This window comes from Aeromonas enterica (assembly GCF_054052465.1).
Genome location: NZ_JBSTYL010000024.1, coordinates 1 through 14,759, shown reverse-complemented (window position 1 = coordinate 14,759; position 14,759 = coordinate 1). Strand labels below are relative to the sequence as shown.

Genomic DNA, 14,759 nt, shown 5'->3' with positions numbered 1-14,759 from the left:
GGAAACCCCATGCACCTGCTCATCGTCTTGCTACTCGCCGCCCAGAGCGGCACAGACCTGAAGGTATGCGGAGTGGACTGGCCCCCCTTTTCCTATGCGGAGCAGGGACGCCTGACCGAGGGGATTTCCATCGAGATCCATCAGGAGGTCGCCCAGCGTCTGGGGATGACGCTCAGCCTGATCGAGCTGCCATGGGGGCGCTGCGAGCAGTATGTCAGCACCCGGCTCGCCGACGGCATTCTCGACAATGCCCCGCTGCCCGGTTGTCATCACCCCGATCTCGCGACCGCTTTTTATCCCCTGGCCGCCTATGTGCGCACCGACAGTCCCCTGCACAACTTCTCATGGGAGATGGCAAGAGGAATGAAGGTTGGCATGGTGAGAGGCTATGACTACACGGAGAAGATCAAGCACTATGACGGCTGGGTGCCGATCAAGGCGCACTCGGACAAGCAGCTGCTGTTGCTGCTCGAAAAGAGCCGAGTCGACATGATCATCCTGGATTACTTCTCGGCCCCCATTCTGTCGAAGGAGCAGGACGTGCCGATCCGCGCGCTCTCCCCCTTCATCGACTCGACCCCGCTCTACCTCTGCTTTGGCGAGCAAAGGGCCGCGCTGCTGCCCGCATACAGCAAGGCACTGCAGCAGATGCTGGAGGAGGGTGTACTGGATCGTATCTACCTGCGTTATCTCGGCGAAGACTATCAGACGCTGAAAGGCAGGCAGGACAAGCTGAAACCGGCGGAGTGACCGCCCGCTAGCTGATCTGCAGGAACATGCTCTTGTCGTTGAGTTGCAGGTATTCGATTAGGTCGTCATACGCCAGTGGGCGACTGAGCAGGAAGCCCTGGGTGAAGGCACACCCCTTCTGGCAGAGGAAGTTGAGCTGCTCGCGCGTTTCCACCCCCTCGATCACTACCTGCATGCCGAGGTTGTGCACTATGTTGATGATGCCGTCGAGCAGCAGCCTGTCCTGTTCGTTGAACGGGATATGGCGCACGAAGGAACGGTCAATCTTGACCAGATCCACCGGGAAGTTGCGCAGGTAGTTGAGCGCTGAATAGCCGGTGCCGAAGTCATCTATGGCCAGCTTGCAGCCCGCCTCGCGCAGGGCATCGATCCGCACCCTGTGCTGATCGCTAGTCTCCATCAGCAGGGATTCGGTGATCTCGATGACGATGTCGCAGGGGTCTAGCCCGAAGTGGTGGATCACCTTGAGCCACTCGCTCGCCTCCGGATCTATGGTCTGGAACTCCAGGGTTGAGCGGTTGATGGACATCTGCAGATCCGGGAAGCCGGATTGCTGCAGCCGCGCCAGATCCCGACACGACTGCCACAGTACCAGCGCCCCCAGCCCCTGAATGAGCCCCGCCTCTTCCGCCAGCGGAATGAAATCCGCCGGTGAAACCTGCCCCCAATGCGGGTGATACCAGCGCACCAGCGCCTCCAGCTTTGCGACCCGACCGCTGCGGTTGTCCCAGATGGGCTGATAGGCCATGGTCAGCTGCTCCAGCTTGATGGCCTCCGCCAGATCCTGCTGCATCTGGTGGCGCTGGCGCACCTCTTCGCGCATGGAAGCGCAGTAAGTGCCGAGCAGACGTCCCTGCCGTTTGGCGGCAAACAGCGCCTGTTCGGCGTTGCGCAGCAGCTCGTCGCTCTCGATACCATCCCCGGGGCAGAGGGTAATGCCGATGGTGGCCGTCACGTAGAGGTGCTGGTTGGCCAGCATGAAGGGACGGGCGAAGCCGCCGATCACCTGCTTGGCAAACACCTCGGCCTGGCGGCGGTTGACGATGCCGGGCACCAGGAAGGCGAACTCGTCGCCGCCGATGCGGGCCACCAGATCCTCGGTACGCACCCGGCTCACCAGCCGATCCGATACCTCCCGCAGCAGGGCGTCACCGGCATGGTGATCCATGCTGTTGTTGACTGCCTTGAAGTTGTTGAGATCCAGCACCATCAGCGCGAAGCGCTCACCCCGCTCGCAGAAGCGGCTGAGGCAGCGGCCGAACAGCCAGCGGTTGGGCAGACCGGTGAGGTTGTCGTAGTTGGCCTGGGCGGCAATCTTCTGCTCCGCCAGCTTGGTCTGGGAGAGATCGCTGAAAATGGCGATGTACTGGCTGATCCGTCCCCCTTCCCGCAAGGTGCTGATCATCAGCTGCTGGGGGTAGAGCTTGCCGTTCTTGCGCTTGTTCCACACCTCGCCACGCCAGACCCCTACCCGCTCCAGCGCGTGGTACATGTCGGCATAGAAGGCCTGATCGTGCAGCCCGGATTTGAGCAGGCTGGGGCGCTGGCCGCACACTTCAGTCTCGCTGTACCCCGTAATCTGCTCGAACGCCGGGTTGACCGAGATGATGCGGCTGTCGGCATCACACACCAGAATGGCTTCGGAGAGGTTGTCATAGACCCGGTGGGAGAGCTTGAGCTGCTCGGCATGGCGCTTGAGGGGGTCGATATTCTCCAGCACCACCATCAGATAGTCGGGCTGCAACTGCTCGTCCCGCACCAGGGTGACGGTGACTCGCCCCCACAACACCTGACCATCCCGGTGCAGGTAGCGTTTTTCCTGGGTGAAGGCGGTACGCTCGCCGCGCTTGAGCTCCGCGTAACAGGAGACGCTGCGCAGCCAGTCTTCCGGATGGTTGATCTCGGCGGCAGTGCGGTGCTGCAACTCCTTCTGGCTGTAGCCCAGCATCTTCTCGATGGCCGGGTTGGTCCAGAGGATCTTGCCATCCAGATCCAGCTTGCCGATCCCCACCGGCGCGTGGGACATCATGGTGTGCAGGAAGTGGTGATACCCAGGCTGGCTCTGCACCGGCTCCTGCTGGCACATCAGCGCCAGCTCACGGCCCGCCAGCGGTGCCAGCAGCCGCAACAAGCCCATCACCTTGTCCATATTGGCGAGCGGCTGTTTGAACAGCACGCTGCAGATACCGATGGTCTCGCCCTGGGCATTCTTGAGGGCCACACCGGCATAAGCCTGAATATGCCAGGCCTGCAACACGGCGGCATGAGGGAATAGCTGCTGGACGCGATCGCTGAACCAGGCTTCCCCCTCTTGCAGGGTAACTTCCCCCGGGGTGGCGCTGACCGGAAAACTGAAATGGGTGGTGTCGAGAGATACGGGGTAGGCGGCGTGTACCTTGAAAAACAGCCCCGCTTGATCCCTGCCTGAAATCAGGACGAAGTCAGCCCTGACCGCTGCTGCGATTTCACTCACAAAGGTATCGAAATATCCCTGGCCACTCGAATGAGACAGACTTGAGATGATTTGATAGACAGACTCGAGTGCTCGCCTCATGGCAAGGTTCTTTCTCTCCTTGGAAGGTAGAACCCGACTCTACTGAAGAGGCGGGGACAGTGCAAACACGCACTCCGCAAGATATTAAAAAGCCTTGAGAAAAGGGACCAAAAGGTCCCTTTTTATCTCAAAAATCACGCAAGGATCCCACTATGCCGCAAAAGTGTACCTGCTTGAAGCTCACTGCGGCAAAGGGCGCTGGGCCTCAGGCGGCAATCCCGCTGTGGCGTAGCAGTGCATCGACCTTGGGCTCGCGACCACGGAAGGCACGGAACAGCTCCATCGGCTCCTTGGAGCCACCCTTCTCCAGAATATTCTTGAGGAAGGATTGGCCGGTGGCGGGGTTGAAGATCCCCTCCTCTTCGAAGCGGGAGAAGGCGTCGGCAGAGAGCACCTCGGCCCACTTGTAGCTGTAGTAACCCGCCGCATAACCGCCGGCAAAGATGTGGGAGAAGCTGTGCTGGAAGCGGTTGAACGCAGGCGGCGTCATCACGGCCACCTGGCTGCGCACCTCGGCCAGCAGGGTCGGGATCTGATCCGGGTTGGCCGGGTCAAACTCCTGGTGCAGACGGAAGTCGAACAGGGCGAACTCCAGCTGGCGCAGCATCTGCATGGCGGCCTGGAAGTTGCGAGCCGTCAGCATCTTCTCCAGCAGATCGGCAGGCAGCGGCTCGCCGGTTTCATGATGACCGGAGATGAAGGCCAACGCCTCGGATTCCCAGCACCAGTTCTCCAGGAACTGGCTCGGCAGCTCCACCGCATCCCAGGCCACGCCGTTGATGCCGGCCACGCCGGCCACGTCGATCCGGGTCAGCATGTGGTGAATGCCGTGGCCGAACTCGTGGAACAGGGTGACCACTTCGTTGTGGGTGAACAGAGCCGGCTTGCCATCCACCGGGCCGTTGAAGTTGCAGGTCAGGTAAGCCACCGGCTTTTGCAAGGATCCATCCTGACGGTAGCGACGACCCAGGCAGACATCCATCCAGGCCCCGCCCTGCTTGTGTTCGCGGGCATAGAGGTCGAGGTAGAAGCTGCCGCGCAGCTCGTCCTCGGCATCGAAGATGTCGTAGAAGCGCACATCAGGGTGCCAGGTGTCGATGCCGAGGCGCTCGCGCACCTTGATGCCGAACACCCGCTTCACCACCTCGAACAGCCCCTTCACCACCTTGTTGGCGGGGAAGTAGGGGCGTAACTGCTCGTCGGAGATGGAGAACTTGTGCTGCTTGAGCTTCTCGGCGTAGTAGGCGAGATCCCAGGCGGCCAGCTCGCTCTGACCGTGTTGCTCGGCGGCGAAGGCGCGGATCTCTTCGAGCTCGGCCTTGCCCTGCGGCAGGGACTTGGCCGCCAAATCGGTGAGGAAGTTCACCACCTGCTCGGGCTTGTCCGCCATCTTGGTGGCCAAGGAGAGCTCGGCATAGTTGGCAAAGCCGAGCAGCTGGGCCAGCTCGCGGCGCAGGGTAAGCAGCTCGGTCATGATGGCGGAGTTGTCCCACTTGCCGGCGTTGGGGCCCTGATCCGAGGCGCGGGTGGTGAAGGCCTCATACAGCTCGGCGCGCAGCGCGCGGTTGTCGGCATACATCATCACCGGCAGGTAGGAGGGGATGTCCAGGGTGAACAGCCAGCCCTGCTGACCCTTCTGCTCCGCCAGTTGGCGGGCGGCGGCCTGCGTGCTCTGTGGCAGGCCGGTCAGGTCGGCCTCGTCGGTCACCAGCCGGGTCCAGCCCTGGGTCGCGTCCAGCACGTTGTTGCTGAAGCGGGAGGCCAGCTCGGAGAGACGTGCCTGGATCTCGCCGTAGCGCTGCTGCGCCTCGGCAGGCAGACCGATGCCGGACAGACGAAAATCGCGCAGGGTGTTCTGGATCTCCTTGCGCTGGGCGCCACTCAGCAGCGGGAAGTCATCGCTCTCGGCCAGCTCGCGATAGGCCTGATAGAGGCCTTCATGCTGACCGACATAAGTCTGGAATTCAGACAACAGCGGCAGGCAGGCGTCATGGGCCGCGCGCAGCGCTTCGCTGTTGAGTACGGAGTTGAGGTGACTGACCGGTGACCAGACTCGCGCCAGGCGGTCATTGACCTCTTCCAGCGGGGCGATCAGGCTGTCCCAGGTGTGCGGGTCGCGCTGGGCCAGCACATCACTGATCTTCTGTTTGCAATCGGCGATGGCCTGCGTCACGGCAGACTGCACCTGATCGGGCTGGATCTGGCTGAAAGGGGGCAGCGAGTCCATTGTCAGCAAAGGGTTGTTCATCCTGCGATACCTCTAAATTCTCTACAGCCCCTGCCGTCCAGAAGCTTGCTTGGACTACCTAAGATGTAGGCAGAAACCTCATTAATCAAGCCTTTGCCTGCCAGAGCGCGGCCTGTTGTCCACTTTTAGCCAGGATCTGCTCATTAAAACGACGATCCGGATGCCGGAGACGACAATGCCGGCCCAGGGGCCGGCATTGTCGGTGACATCAGGCAAGATGCATCAGCGTCTGGCGTCTTCCTGCAGCCACTGGGCAGCCCGCTTGGCGAAGTAGGTGAGGATGCCGTCGGCGCCGGCCCGCTTGAAGCAGAGCAGGGACTCCATGATGCTCTCCTTCTCCTTCAGCCAACCGTTCTGGATCGCCGCCATGTGCATGGCGTACTCGCCGCTCACCTGATAGGCGAAGGTCGGCACGCCGAACTGATCCTTCACCTGGCGGATCACGTCCAGATAGGGCATGCCCGGCTTGACCATCACGCTGTCGGCCCCTTCCTGAATATCCAGCGCCACCTCGTGCAGGGCTTCGTTGCTGTTGGCCGGATCCATCTGGTAGGTGGCCTTGTTGCTCTTGCCGAGGTTGCCGGCAGAGCCCACCGCATCGCGGAACGGGCCGTAGTAGCAGGAGGCGTACTTGGCGGAGTAGGCCATGATCTGGACGTTGATGAAGCCGTTCTCTTCCAGCGCCGCGCGGATGGCACCGATGCGGCCGTCCATCATGTCGGACGGCGCCACGATATCGACCCCGGCGGCAGCGTGGGAGAGCGCCTGTTTCACCAAGATCTCGGTAGTGATGTCGTTCAGCACATAGCCTTCGTCATCGATGATGCCGTCCTGACCGTGGGTGGTGAACGGATCGAGCGCCACATCGGTGATGACCCCCAGCTCCGGGAAGCGAGCCTTGAGGGCGCGGGTCGCCCGCTGGGCCAGCCCGTCCGGGCTGTAGGCCTCTTCCGCCAGCAGGCTCTTGCTCTCCAGCGGGGTCACCGGGAACAGCGCAATGGCAGGCACGCCGAGGGCAACCAGCTCTTCGGCTTCCGCCAGCAGCAGATCGATGGAGAGACGATCCACCCCAGGCATGGAGGTGACGGCCTCACGACGGTTCTCCCCCTCCAGCACGAACACGGGATAGATGAGATCGTTGACGGTCAGTACGTTCTCGCGCACCAGACGACGGCTGAAATCATGTTTGCGCACCCGGCGCAGGCGGCGACCCGGAAAGGCGCCCGGAAGAGTTGTAGCCATGAATCACTCCAAAAGAGGAAGTTGGAAGAACGCGGCGGAGGTGGCCCGGGTGTGGGCCAGCAAGGCCTCGGGCGCTTCACCACGACAGGCCGCCACCACCAGGGCGATGTGCGGCAAAAAAGCGGGTTCGTTGCGTTTCGGTCTGGGTTTCAAATCTCGCGGCACCAGATAGGGAGCATCGGTTTCGATCATCAGCCGACCGGCCGGAATACGGGCCACCTGTTCACGCAGCAGCTGGCCACGGCGCTCGTCGCAGAGCCAGCCGGTCACTCCTATATGCAGCCCCAGCGCCAGACACTCGTCCAGCTCCTCGTCGGAGCCGGTGAAGCAGTGCAGCACGGCCCCCGGCAGCTTGGGCAGCCAGGGGCGCAGGATCTCGATAAACCTGGCGTGGGCATCGCGGCAGTGCAGAAACACCGGCATCCCGAGCTCGGCGGCCAGCGCCAGCTGGGCGTCGAATACTGCATCCTGTACCGGGCGGGGGGAGAAGTCGCGGTTGTAGTCGAGGCCGCACTCGCCGATGGCCACTACCTGGGGTAGCGCCACCAGCACACGCAATGCGGGCAGGGTCTGCTCATCGACACTCTTGGCATCGTGGGGGTGAACCCCGGCGGTGGAGAAACAATTGCCCGGCCAGCGAGCGGCCAATTCGGCGCTCTCGCGGCTGCCAGCCAGATCGGTACCGGTCAGGATCAGCGCCTCCACCCCGGCGGCGCGGGCGCGGGCCACCAGTTCCGGCTGTTCACCGGCAAACTGGCTGCTGGTGAGGTTGACACCAATGTCGATCATGGGATGAGGCGTTCCGAACAAAAGGAATACATATCAGGTATTTGAAAACCATCTACTCAATGGGGCATCACCATACGCCTCGAACGGGGGCATGAAAAGAGGAAAGGGGAGCCTCAGCTCCCCTCTTCTGTTTGTTCCTGTTGCTCCTCATCCTCTTTCTTCACATAGAAACGAGCGAAGAACAGACCTATCTCCCACAAGGCCCACATGGGAACTGCAAGCAAAGTCTGGGAGAAGACATCCGGCGGGGTCAGCAACATGCCGACCACGAACACCCCGACGATGACGTAAGGGCGCTTCTCCCGCAGGCTCTTGGGTGTGGTCACCCCGGTCCAGCACAGCAGTATGGTGGCCACCGGGATCTCGAACGCTACCCCGAACGCGAAGAACAGGGTGAGCACGAAGTCCAGATAGCTGGCAATGTCAGTCGCCACCGTCACCCCGGCGGGCGCGGTACTGGTGAAGAAACCGAACACCAGCGGGAACACCACGTAGTAGGCAAACGCCATGCCGCTGTAGAACAACACGGCAGTGGAGACGACCAGCGGCATGATGAGACGCCGCTCATGCTTGTACAGACCGGGGGCGATGAAGGCCCAGGCCTGATACAGCAGATAGGGGATCGCCACGAAGAAGGAGACCACCAGCGTCAGCTTGATCGGCGTCAGGAAGGGCGTCGCCACATCCGTCGCTATCATGCTGGTGCCTGCCGGCAACTGACTGAGCAGCGGCTGGGCAACGAAGTCATAAATGTTGTTGGAGAAGTAGATCAGCGCGATGAACACCAGCAGGATAGCCGAGATAGACCGTAGCAAACGGGTTCTCAGCTCCACCAGATGGGTGATCAGAGGTTGTTCGGCCTGACTCATGGCTTCATCTCCCCTTGGTCGGCACGCAAGTCCGCACGCTGGACAGGGGTCATGGCGCTTTCCTCGTCATGAGTCGCCGTCACGGATGGTTGATCGGGCGTCTCCTCCTTCACCTCGACAGAGGCCGGGGCAGGGCGGATGGTATTTTGCTGTTCGTAAGGGCGGGTCACCGATTGCGCGGCCGCTTTCAGCTGCTCGATAGACTCCTGCAACTCGGGGCTCAGGTTGTTCATCTGCAATTGTTCGGCCTTTTTCAGGTCGTTGTGCAGATCCTGCAACTTGAGCTCCTGCTCCAGCTCGGACTTGACCGAGTTGGCAGTGCTGCGAATAAGTCTGATCCAGTGGCTGGCGGTACGGATCGCCACAGGCAGCCGCTCGGGGCCGAGCACCACCAAGGCGACGACACCGATGACAACCAGCTCCCAGAAGCCGATATCGAACATGGCTTAGGCCTGATCTTTATCTTTCTGCTTGGCGGTCTCGGCACTGTTGGCCGCTTCGTTCAGCTGTTTGGGAGGAAACTCGGCATCTTTCTGCTCGGGTTTGGCATCGGCACCCGGCTCATCGGACAGCGCCTTCTTGAAGCCTTTGACGGCCGCACCCAGATCACCACCGATCCCGCGCAGTTTCTTGGTGCCAAACAGCAGCACGACTATGACTGCGATGATCAACAATTGCCAAATACTGATACCACCCATGATATTCCTCCAAAATTGACGTTAAGATACGCGAGTTTGTTATTAACGATCACGATGCTGAGAGCAGCTCGTACTTTCTCCAACACTGCGCTGAGGAGCGCAAGCTTCTATATCAGTGTGAGCGGGCCTTGAACCAACCCAGCAGCCAGCATAACCCGGCACCGGCGAGGCAGACTTGTCCCCATTCAATGTGTTGTCTTTGGGTCAGCAAGAATACACCCGCCAATAGCAGACTGGCTCCAACCCCTAAGAGGTAGCGAGCCTGTCCCTGCCGACGACTATGGCGGCGGAAATCGGCAAACATCTGGTCGAAGTGGCGCTGCTGGTGGCGGGTCTGGCGCAGGGTCTCATAGACCAGCTCAGGCAATTCAGGCAGTTTCTCCGCCCAGAATGGCGCCTTCTCCTTGATGGCATTCCACACGGCTTTCGGCCCGACCTGCTCGTGCATCCAGTTTTCCAGATAGGGCTTGGCGGTCTGCCACAGGTCCAGCTGGGGATAGAGCTGACGACCCAACCCCTCCACATAGAGCAATGTCTTCTGCAACAGCACCAGCTGCGGCTGCACCGCCATGTTGAAGCGACGGGCGGTGTTGAACAGGTTGAGCAGCACGTGGCCGAATGAGATTTCGGACAGCGGCTTCTCGAAGATGGGTTCCAGCACAGTGCGGATGGCAAATTCGAACTCGTCCACCTTGGTGTCTGGCGGTACCCAGCCGGACTCCACGTGCAGCTCGGCCACCCGGCGATAGTCACGGTTGAAGAAGGCGAGGAAGTTCTCGGCCAGGTAGCGTTTGTCTTCCCGGTTCAGGGTACCGACTATGCCGCAGTCGATGCCGATCCAGAGCGGATTGTCGGGATGTTCATAGGAGACGAAGATGTTGCCGGGATGCATGTCGGCGTGGAAGAAGCTGTCGCGGAACACCTGGGTGAAGAAGACCTCCACACCGCGTTCGGCCAGCAGCTTCATGTTGGTGCCGTTGGCTTCCAGCGCCGGAATGTCGGAAACCGGTATACCGTAGATGCGCTCCATCACCAGCACGTGCTCGCGGCAGTGTTCGGTGAACACCTCGGGCACGTAGAGAGCATCGGATCCGGTGAAATTGCGGCGCAGCTGGATGGCGTTGGCGGCTTCGCGCATCAGGTTCAGCTCGTCGAGTATGGTCTTGCGGTACTCTTCCACCACTTCGATGGGGCGCAGGCGCGCGCTCTGTGGCACAAAGCGGGCAACCAGACGGGCCAGGGTCTGCATCAGGCGCAGATCGGCCTCGATGACCGGCTCAATGTCGGGGCGGATCACCTTGATGACGATCTCGCGGCCATTCTCCTTCAATCGACCCGTGTGCACCTGGGCGATGGAAGCCGATGCCAGCGGCGTCTCGTCGAAATCGTCAAACAGGGTTTCGACGGAACAACCCAGGCTCTCCTCGATCTGGCGGCGCGCCGCCTGACCACAGAAAGGCGGTACCCTGTCCTGCAACATGGCCAGCTCTTCGGCGATATCCGGCGGCAACAGATCACGCCGGGTCGACAACATCTGACCGAACTTGATGAAGATGGGACCGAGCGCCTCAAAGGCGAGGCGAATACGGGCGCCGCGGCTCAGCCCCTGCTGCTTGTTCTTGAGCCAGAACAGGCTGCGGCGGGCCAGGCGACCCGGCCAGGGTTGATAGCGGGCAGGCACCAGTTCATCTATGCCCTGCTCCAGTAATATGGTGATGATGCGATAGAGGCGCTTGAACTCCTTCGGGGTCATCAGGCTACCTGCTGTTCGAAGCGGGCCAGTCGCAGCTCGACCGCTTTCATCCGTTGTGCCAGCAGGTCGACATCATCGTTGAAGCTGGCCACCTCCAGCGGACCCGGCGCGAGGCGGATCTCTTCGGTCAGGTATTCCGCCAGCTGGCTGCGGGAACGGCACAACTCACGCCCCAGCACCCGGCGCGCCTGACGGGCACCACTGAACAGGGTATGGGCCAACACGTCACCGGTATAGCGCGACAACTCCTCTTCCCAGTCGATATCCAGCTCACCCAGCAAGACACTGAACGCCTGTACCAGCTGAGGATCGCCGCTCAGATCCAGCTTCTCCTCGCGGATGTAGCGGGTCAGGGCAGAGGGTTCTTTCAGCAGCCCCAGCGCTGTCAGTGACAGGCTGAGCACGGCATCGGCATCGCCTTCGTGGTGGGCCAGCACATCCAGCCGGCGATCGGAGAAGACAAACCAGAGCGGCTTGAGCTCACGCAGCTCCAGCTTGAGCACCTTGCCCGTCAGCTTGCGCAACCGTTCCTGACTCTGCTTGTCGAGCGTCAGCAACTGGTTGAGGCTGGTTTCGATCACGGCGGTGACCATGGCATCCATCGGCATAGGCGACCTTAAAACTTGTAACCACGGTGCAGGGCAACCACACCCTGGGTCAGGTTGTAGAACTCAACCTGTTCAAAACCGACATTTTCCATCATCCCTTTCAGGGTCTGCTGATCCGGGTGCATACGGATGGACTCCGCCAGATACTTGTAGCTTTCACCGTCGTTCGCGACGATTTCACCCATTTTGGGCAGCAATTTGAAGGAGTAGAGATCGTAAAGCTTGGCGATCACCTCGCTGGCCGGTTTGGAAAACTCCAGCACCAGCAGACGGCCACCCGGTTTCAACACCCGGAACATGGAGGCCAGCGCCTTGTCCTTGTCGGTGACGTTACGAAGGCCGAAACCGATGGTGATGACATCGAAGTGGTTGTCCGGGAAGGGCAGCGCCTCGGCGTTGGCCTGCACGTAGGAAACGTTGTTCGCCACCCCCAGGTTGCGCAGCTTGTCACGGCCAACTTTGAGCATGGAGTCATTGATATCCGCCAGTACCACCTGACCGGTTTCGCCGACGATGCGGGAGAACTTGGCGGTCAGATCGCCGGTGCCACCGGCCAGGTCCAGCACCTTCTGACCCTTGCGCACACCTGAGCAGTCGATGGTGAAGCGCTTCCACAGGCGATGGATGCCAAACGACATCAGATCGTTCATCAGATCATACTTGGCTGCCACCGAATGGAAGACGCCTGCAACCAGAGTTTCCTTCTCGGTCGCGGCCACGGTTTTAAAGCCAAAATGCGTTGTCGTAGTCTGTTCTGACATCCCTTAAACACCCATAGAACAAAGAATGGTCGCCAGTTTACCAGAGCCAATGGCGTGCGGACACCTTAAACCCGGCTGGCAACCAACTGCATGCCCAGCAATACCATGGCCAGGCAAAGGAAGAGGTTGAGACCGATATTGAGCATCGCCTTCAGATAAGCGCCCTGCTGAGCCAGCACCACCGTATCCAGTGCAAAGGAAGAGAAGGTGGTAAGCGCCCCGAGAATTCCCACCATCAGCAGCGGTTTCATCGGGTGCTCCACCACGTGACCCTGACTGATGAGCGCAAAAGCGATTCCCATGATGAAAGATCCCACCAAGTTGACCACCAATGTGCCATAGGGAAAGTGGCGACCCAGCAACAGCACCATCAGCTCGGCGATACCAAAACGCAGGCAGGCACCGATGGCGCCGCCAGCCGCGACAAATAACCAAGTTTGCATAAATGCAGACTCCATAGTATCAGGCCAACATTATGCAATAATGTCAGCAATCAGGGACAGCGGGGCAATTAATCGATATCGACCGCCTCAACGGCGAAAGTCGACCGGCTCGACCCGATCCAGGTAGAGTGAAGTCTGGGCCGGCCGGGTCTCGGCAATCACCCGGCCATGGCGAATGGAGTAGCGCACCGGCACCTGGCGACGTACCGCATCGAAACCATTTTCGGCGGGCAGGATCAGCAGATTGGCCGGCTTGCCGACCTCGATGCCGTAGCGATCCTGCACGTTCAGGGTGCGGGCGCTGTGGCTGCTGATGAGCTTCAAGCCGTCGTTGATCTGCTCATACCCCATGATCTGGCACACATGCAGCCCCATGTGCAGCACCTGCAGCATGTTGGCCGTGCCCATGGGATACCAGGGATCAAACACATCGTCATGGCCGAAGCAGACGTTGATGTCGGCTTCCAGCATCTCCTTCACCCGGGTGATGCCGCGACGCTTGGGATAGGTATCGAAGCGCCCCTGCAGATGGATGTTCACCAGCGGGTTGGCGACGAAGTTGATGTTCGCCATCCTGAGCAGCCGGAACAGACGGGAAGCATAGGCCCCGTTATAGGAGTGCATGGCGGTGGTATGGCTGGCGGTCACTCGCTGCCCTATGCCACGCTCATAAGCCAGCGTCGCCAGGGTCTCGATAAAGCGGGACTGCTCGTCATCAATCTCGTCACAGTGCACATCCACCAGAACCTGATACTTCTCGGCAAGATCGAAGATGTAGTGCAGACTTTCGACACCATATTCCCGGGTGAACTCGAAATGGGGAATGGCGCCTATCACATCGGCTCCCAGCCTGAGTGCCTCTTCCAGCAACGCCTTGCCATTGGGGTAGGAGAGGATCCCCTCCTGCGGGAAGGCCACTATCTGCAACTCGACCCACTCTTTCATCTCCTCCTTCACCTCCAGCATCGCCTTCAAGGCAACCAGATTGGGGTCAGAGACATCGACGTGAGTGCGCACAAACTGGATGCCGTTGGCAATCTGCCACTTGAGGGTCTGAATGGCGCGCCGCTTCACATCCTCATGGGTCAGCAGCGCCTTGCGCTCGGCCCAGCGTTCTATCCCCTCGAACAGGGTACCGGACAGGTTCCAGCTCGGCTCCCCGGCGGTCTGGGTAGTATCGAGGTGAATATGAGGCTCGATAAAGGGGGCCATGGCCAGGCCCTCTTCCCCATCCAGCTCCCGGGTAGACAGGAGAAGCTGGCTCATGGGAGCTATGGTTCGGATCAGGCCATCCTGACACAGGATCTGCCATAACCCCTCCCTGCCAACCAGACGCACATTCTTTATCAGCATGTTTTTCTTCCTTTTTCTGACACCGATTACCTTTTCCAATTCACAACTTAGCTCGGATCAATTTAATAGAAAAGCGTTCATATTGAATACATATGAGACCGTCACTATTGATAAACAGCAACAATAAAAGGGAGTTCATTGGGATGAAAGCAGGATTGATCGAGATTGGCAGCGCCGGTCTGTTTCACGAGTATCTGCAAACGCTGGGCATCAACAAGCCGCCATTGGCCTCGATCGATAAACAGTGGGAATACAAGCGCAACGAGCGATTGGTCGCAGCGATCCAGATAGAAGCCTCGGGGCGGGCCCGCTTCTATCTCGATGCCAGACAGATCTCGGTAAACTGAAAAAGGCGAATACAAAAAAGCCTCCCGACTGGGAGGCTTTAATATTTACTGGTGCTGATACCCAGAGTCGAACTGGGGACCTCATCCTTACCAAGGATGCGCTCTACCAACTGAGCCATATCAGCACACTAACCGGTAAAGACCGCACTGCGTGCGTTATCTAAATCTTCTGCCCAACACAACCTGACGTTGTATCGCGACCAACCACATCGCTGTAGTTGTTTAATTGAAGCCTGGCAGTGTCCTACTCTCACATGGCGAATGCCACACTACCATCGGCGCTACCGCGTTTCACTTCTGAGTTCGGCATGGGATCAGGTGGTTCCACGGCGCTATGGCCGCCA

General features: G+C 60.0%; 14 protein-coding genes, 1 tRNA gene and 1 rRNA gene. 2 read left to right on the top strand and 14 right to left on the bottom strand.

All coding sequences use genetic code 11. From position 1 onward, the window contains the following. Positions 1-9 precede the first annotated feature (9 nt). The gene (locus ACW5XD_RS19565; protein ID WP_456496314.1) at positions 10-750 is read left to right on the top strand and encodes a substrate-binding periplasmic protein; all 741 of its coding nucleotides are present in this window, start codon (positions 10-12) and stop codon (positions 748-750) included. A gap of 7 nt (positions 751-757) precedes the next feature. Here the strand turns inward: ACW5XD_RS19565 and ACW5XD_RS19560 are convergent, their stop codons facing one another. The 12 genes from ACW5XD_RS19560 to ACW5XD_RS19505 all read right to left on the bottom strand — a co-directional run bounded on the left by ACW5XD_RS19560 (position 758) and on the right by ACW5XD_RS19505 (position 14,068). Beyond that, positions 758-3,304, bottom strand: a complete 2,547-nt coding sequence (locus ACW5XD_RS19560; RefSeq protein WP_456496313.1) for a putative bifunctional diguanylate cyclase/phosphodiesterase — start codon at positions 3,302-3,304, stop codon at positions 758-760. Between the two features lie 205 nt (positions 3,305-3,509). Then, positions 3,510-5,552 carry an oligopeptidase A gene (gene prlC / locus ACW5XD_RS19555; protein ID WP_456496312.1) on the bottom strand — a complete coding sequence of 681 codons (2,043 nt, stop codon included), beginning with the start codon at positions 5,550-5,552 and terminating at the stop codon, positions 3,510-3,512. Between the two features lie 222 nt (positions 5,553-5,774). Beyond that, the gene (gene hemB / locus ACW5XD_RS19550; protein WP_456496311.1) at positions 5,775-6,794 is read right to left on the bottom strand and encodes a porphobilinogen synthase; all 1,020 of its coding nucleotides are present in this window, start codon (positions 6,792-6,794) and stop codon (positions 5,775-5,777) included. Positions 6,795-6,797: 3 nt separating this feature from the next. Then, positions 6,798-7,583 (bottom strand): TatD family hydrolase, encoded by a 786-nt coding sequence (locus ACW5XD_RS19545; RefSeq protein ID WP_456496310.1) that lies wholly within the window; start codon positions 7,581-7,583, stop codon positions 6,798-6,800. Between the two features lie 113 nt (positions 7,584-7,696). Continuing rightward, positions 7,697-8,452, bottom strand: coding sequence for a twin-arginine translocase subunit TatC (tatC, locus tag ACW5XD_RS19540; protein WP_456496309.1), 756 nt, complete (start codon positions 8,450-8,452; stop codon positions 7,697-7,699). Further along, positions 8,449-8,895 carry a Sec-independent protein translocase protein TatB gene (tatB, locus tag ACW5XD_RS19535; RefSeq protein ID WP_456496308.1) on the bottom strand — a complete coding sequence of 149 codons (447 nt, stop codon included), beginning with the start codon at positions 8,893-8,895 and terminating at the stop codon, positions 8,449-8,451. Before tatB ends, tatC begins: the two co-directional genes overlap by 4 nt. A 3-nt stretch (positions 8,896-8,898) precedes the next feature. Continuing rightward, a complete protein-coding gene (gene tatA, locus ACW5XD_RS19530) occupies positions 8,899-9,150 on the bottom strand; it encodes a Sec-independent protein translocase subunit TatA (RefSeq protein ID WP_456496307.1) in 252 nt (83 codons plus the stop codon). A gap of 112 nt (positions 9,151-9,262) precedes the next feature. Continuing rightward, complete coding sequence (gene ubiB / locus ACW5XD_RS19525; RefSeq protein ID WP_456496306.1) at positions 9,263-10,903, bottom strand: ubiquinone biosynthesis regulatory protein kinase UbiB; 1,641 nt, start codon at positions 10,901-10,903, stop codon at positions 9,263-9,265. Next, positions 10,903-11,511 (bottom strand): ubiquinone biosynthesis accessory factor UbiJ, encoded by a 609-nt coding sequence (locus tag ACW5XD_RS19520; RefSeq protein ID WP_456496305.1) that lies wholly within the window; start codon positions 11,509-11,511, stop codon positions 10,903-10,905. The genes ubiB and ACW5XD_RS19520 overlap by 1 nt, the downstream gene beginning before the upstream one ends. An 8-nt stretch (positions 11,512-11,519) precedes the next feature. Further along, positions 11,520-12,272: a bifunctional demethylmenaquinone methyltransferase/2-methoxy-6-polyprenyl-1,4-benzoquinol methylase UbiE gene (gene ubiE / locus ACW5XD_RS19515; RefSeq protein WP_042867354.1), complete on the bottom strand. Its 753-nt coding sequence runs from the start codon at positions 12,270-12,272 to the stop codon at positions 11,520-11,522. A 65-nt stretch (positions 12,273-12,337) separates the two neighbouring features. After that, a complete protein-coding gene (crcB, locus tag ACW5XD_RS19510) occupies positions 12,338-12,715 on the bottom strand; it encodes a fluoride efflux transporter CrcB (RefSeq protein ID WP_456496304.1) in 378 nt (125 codons plus the stop codon). Between the two features lie 87 nt (positions 12,716-12,802). Next, complete coding sequence (locus ACW5XD_RS19505; protein ID WP_456496303.1) at positions 12,803-14,068, bottom strand: cytosine deaminase; 1,266 nt, start codon at positions 14,066-14,068, stop codon at positions 12,803-12,805. Positions 14,069-14,211: 143 nt separating this feature from the next. Here ACW5XD_RS19505 and ACW5XD_RS19500 point away from each other — a divergent pair, with 143 nt between their 5' ends. Next, on the top strand, positions 14,212-14,415 hold the full coding sequence (locus ACW5XD_RS19500; protein WP_456496302.1) for a hypothetical protein: 204 nt from the start codon (positions 14,212-14,214) through the stop codon (positions 14,413-14,415). Between the two features lie 49 nt (positions 14,416-14,464). On the opposite strand, the gene ACW5XD_RS19495 is transcribed toward ACW5XD_RS19500, so the two are convergent. Together ACW5XD_RS19495 and rrf are read right to left on the bottom strand one after the other, a co-directional pair. Next, positions 14,465-14,540: transfer RNA gene (locus ACW5XD_RS19495), tRNA-Thr, on the bottom strand. Positions 14,541-14,646: 106 nt separating this feature from the next. After that, positions 14,647-14,759 (bottom strand): 5S ribosomal RNA (gene rrf / locus ACW5XD_RS19490); the annotation flags it as partial.

Coding starts and splice junctions, on each gene's coding strand:
- ACW5XD_RS19565 (WP_456496314.1), top strand. CDS start 10: ATGCACCTGCTCATCGTCTTGCTACTCGCCGCCCAGAGCGGCACAGAC.
- ACW5XD_RS19560 (WP_456496313.1), bottom strand. CDS start 3,304: ATGAGGCGAGCACTCGAGTCTGTCTATCAAATCATCTCAAGTCTGTCT.
- prlC (WP_456496312.1), bottom strand. CDS start 5,552: ATGAACAACCCTTTGCTGACAATGGACTCGCTGCCCCCTTTCAGCCAG.
- hemB (WP_456496311.1), bottom strand. CDS start 6,794: ATGGCTACAACTCTTCCGGGCGCCTTTCCGGGTCGCCGCCTGCGCCGG.
- ACW5XD_RS19545 (WP_456496310.1), bottom strand. CDS start 7,583: ATGATCGACATTGGTGTCAACCTCACCAGCAGCCAGTTTGCCGGTGAA.
- tatC (WP_456496309.1), bottom strand. CDS start 8,452: ATGAGTCAGGCCGAACAACCTCTGATCACCCATCTGGTGGAGCTGAGA.
- tatB (WP_456496308.1), bottom strand. CDS start 8,895: ATGTTCGATATCGGCTTCTGGGAGCTGGTTGTCATCGGTGTCGTCGCC.
- tatA (WP_456496307.1), bottom strand. CDS start 9,150: ATGGGTGGTATCAGTATTTGGCAATTGTTGATCATCGCAGTCATAGTC.
- ubiB (WP_456496306.1), bottom strand. CDS start 10,903: ATGACCCCGAAGGAGTTCAAGCGCCTCTATCGCATCATCACCATATTA.
- ACW5XD_RS19520 (WP_456496305.1), bottom strand. CDS start 11,511: ATGCCGATGGATGCCATGGTCACCGCCGTGATCGAAACCAGCCTCAAC.
- ubiE (WP_042867354.1), bottom strand. CDS start 12,272: ATGTCAGAACAGACTACGACAACGCATTTTGGCTTTAAAACCGTGGCC.
- crcB (WP_456496304.1), bottom strand. CDS start 12,715: ATGCAAACTTGGTTATTTGTCGCGGCTGGCGGCGCCATCGGTGCCTGC.
- ACW5XD_RS19505 (WP_456496303.1), bottom strand. CDS start 14,068: ATGCTGATAAAGAATGTGCGTCTGGTTGGCAGGGAGGGGTTATGGCAG.
- ACW5XD_RS19500 (WP_456496302.1), top strand. CDS start 14,212: ATGAAAGCAGGATTGATCGAGATTGGCAGCGCCGGTCTGTTTCACGAG.